Source organism: Pseudoxanthobacter sp. (assembly GCF_036822375.1).
Lineage (GTDB): Bacteria > Pseudomonadota > Alphaproteobacteria > Rhizobiales > Segnochrobactraceae > Pseudoxanthobacter.
This window is the reverse complement of sequence record NZ_DAISHT010000172.1, coordinates 4367-7126: the sequence shown is the minus strand read 5'-3', so window position 1 is coordinate 7126 and position 2760 is coordinate 4367. Positions and strand designations below refer to the sequence as shown.

Annotated in this window: 3 protein-coding genes; all 3 read left to right on the top strand. The window is 64.6% G+C overall.

The annotated features are described in order from the left end of the window. Nucleotides 1-777: phosphopyruvate hydratase (locus V7067_RS13755; RefSeq protein WP_334176475.1), on the top strand; the 777-nt coding region annotated here is incomplete at its 5' end. Between the two features lie 267 nt (nt 778-1044). Continuing rightward, a complete protein-coding gene (locus V7067_RS13750) occupies nt 1045-1398 on the top strand; it encodes a septum formation initiator family protein (protein ID WP_334176474.1) in 354 nt (117 codons plus the stop codon). Between the two features lie 163 nt (nt 1399-1561). After that, nucleotides 1562-2686, top strand: a complete 1125-nt coding sequence (gene pdhA, locus V7067_RS13745) for a pyruvate dehydrogenase (acetyl-transferring) E1 component subunit alpha (protein WP_334176473.1) — start codon at nt 1562-1564, stop codon at nt 2684-2686. Nucleotides 2687-2760 lie beyond the last annotated feature (74 nt).

The following is a 2760-nucleotide window of genomic DNA, read 5'->3' as shown; positions in this document are numbered from 1 at the left end:
GCGCCGACCTTCTCGGAAGGTCTGCGGGCGGGCACGGAGATCTTCCACACCCTGAAGTCGGCTCTGAAGAAGGCCGGCCACAACACCAATGTCGGCGACGAGGGCGGCTTCGCGCCGAACCTGCCGTCGGCCACCGCCGCGCTCGACTTCATCATGAAGGCCATCGAGCAGGCCGGCTACAAGCCGGGCGAGGATGTGTTCATCGGTCTCGACTGCGCGTCGACCGAGTTCTTCAAGGACGGCGTCTACGATCTGGCCGGCGAGGGGCGCAAGCTCTCCTCCGAGAAGATGGCCGGCTATCTGGCCGACCTCGTCGCCGCCTACCCGATCGTCACCATCGAGGACGGCATGTCCGAGGATGACTGGGCGGGCTGGAAGCTGCTGACCGACACCATCGGTGCGAAGTGCCAGCTGGTCGGCGACGACCTGTTCGTCACCAACACCGCGCGCCTCAAGCAGGGCATCGCCGCGAACACGGCGAACGCGATTCTCGTGAAGGTGAACCAGATCGGTTCGCTGACCGAGACGCTCGATGCCGTGGAGACCGCGCACAAGGCGGGCTATCGCGCCGTGATGTCCCACCGCTCGGGCGAGACCGAGGATGCGACGATTGCCGATCTGGCGGTCGCCACCAACTGCGGCCAGATCAAGACCGGTTCGCTTGCCCGGTCCGACCGGCTTGCCAAGTACAATCAGCTGCTGCGCATCGAAGGCGAGCTTGGCCCGCAGGCGAGCTATGCCGGCCGCGCGGCGCTGAAGGCGCTGTCCGGCCTCTGAGGCGGCCCGGCTGCCGGCCATCCGCGCCGGCCCGGCCGGCGGCCTGACATAATGGAAAAGGGCGGTGCCATCCGGCACCGCCCTTTTTTGTTGCCCGCGCCTCTGAGGGCCCGCTTGCCGTGCGGGCGGGGCGGCGCAAAAGCGACCTCAAAGGGGGCGATCCTGCCGCTTACGGTTCGGTAGCGATAAGGAATCCTTAAAGCCGCGGCCCTATGGTTGACGAATCGGTGCGTTGCCGGCGTTCCCGGCTTCCGGATTGTTGATCCCATGACCACTCGTCACCGCAAACGGTCCGTTCTCCGGCATCTGGTCATTCCGGCCCTGTCGATCCTGTTCGGGGCCTATTTTGCCTATCATATGGTGACCGGCGATCTCGGCCTCAGGGCCCGCGAGCAGATCGAGGCCGAAGCCGCGCGCCTGCGGGCGCAACTGGCGGATGTGCGCGGCGAGCGCGAGCGGCTGGAACAGCGCGTGAAGCTGATGCGCGCTGCGGCCATCGATCCCGATCTTGTGGATGAGCGCGCGCGTGTGCAGCTCAACATGGTGAGGCCGGATGAAATCGTCATTTTCCGGGCCTCGATGGGACAGAATGTTTCGCGCCAGACTGCTGCATTGCAGTAAGTAAGGCTGCTGCACTGCAATAATAGCACTGCCTGTTGCCGCGACATATGCAACGAATGTCTAATTTCTGCATCTGCCATGCATCAGGGTGGCCTTGATTGCATGTCAGGGTGGGTTAAGGTGCTCTCCGCGCCCTCGGGAGGGACGCTCGGAGAGGTAGTTCATGGCCGTAGCCAAGACGACGACGCGGGCTGGGGCGACCCGGCCTCCTCGTGGCAGCCGCGCGGATAAAGCCGCCCAGCCTGCCGCCGCCAAGCAAGACGTGACGAAGTCGGACGTCGTTGCCGACGCCGCCGGCACGATATCGAACGAGGCGCCTGCGATTGCCGAGTTCGACCGGGAAACCGAGATCGCCGTTTACCGCGAGATGCTGCTCATCCGCCGGTTCGAGGAAAAAGCCGGCCAGCTTTACGGCATGGGCTATATCGGCGGTTTCTGCCATCTCTACATCGGTCAGGAAGCCGTTGTTTCCGGTGTTCAGCTGGCGCTGAAGCCGGGCGATCAGGTGATCACCGGCTATCGCGACCACGGCCACATGCTGGCCTGTGGCATGGACCCCAAGGGGGTCATGGCCGAGCTGACCGGCCGCCGCGGAGGTTACTCCAAGGGCAAGGGCGGCTCGATGCATATGTTCTCCGTCGAGAAGGGCTTCTTCGGCGGTCATGGCATCGTCGGCGCGCAGGTGTCGCTCGGCACCGGCCTGGCCTTTGCCAACTGGTACCGTAACGACGGCAGAATTTCCGTCGCCTATTTCGGCGACGGTGCCTCGAATCAGGGGCAGGTCTACGAGAGCTTCAATATTGCCAAGCTCTGGCGGCTGCCGGTGATCTACGTCATCGAGAACAACCGCTATGGCATGGGCACCTCCGTCGCCCGCGCTTCCTCCACCACCGAACTCTGCCACCGCGGTGCGTCGTTCGATATCCCCGGCGAGGCCGTGGACGGTATGGACGTGCGCGCCGTCAAGGCGGCGGCCGACCGGGCCGCGGCTCATGTGCGCGGCGGCGAGGGGCCCTACATCCTTGAGATGCTGACCTATCGCTATCGCGGGCACTCGATGTCCGATCCGGCGAAGTACCGCTCGAAGGACGAGGTGCAGAAGATGCGCACCGAGCACGATCCGATCGAGCACGTGCGCGAGCGCCTGATCGCCAGGAACTGGATCACCGAGGACGAGCTGAAGGCGATCGACAAGGAAATCCGCGACATCGTCAACGAGGCGGCGGAATTCTCCCAGTCCGATCCCGAGCCGGATGCTGCCGAGCTCTGGACCGACATCTATCGCTGAGACGAGGGCGCCATGCCGATCGATATCCTGATGCCGGCCCTCTCGCCCACGATGGAAGAGGGCAAGCTGGCCAA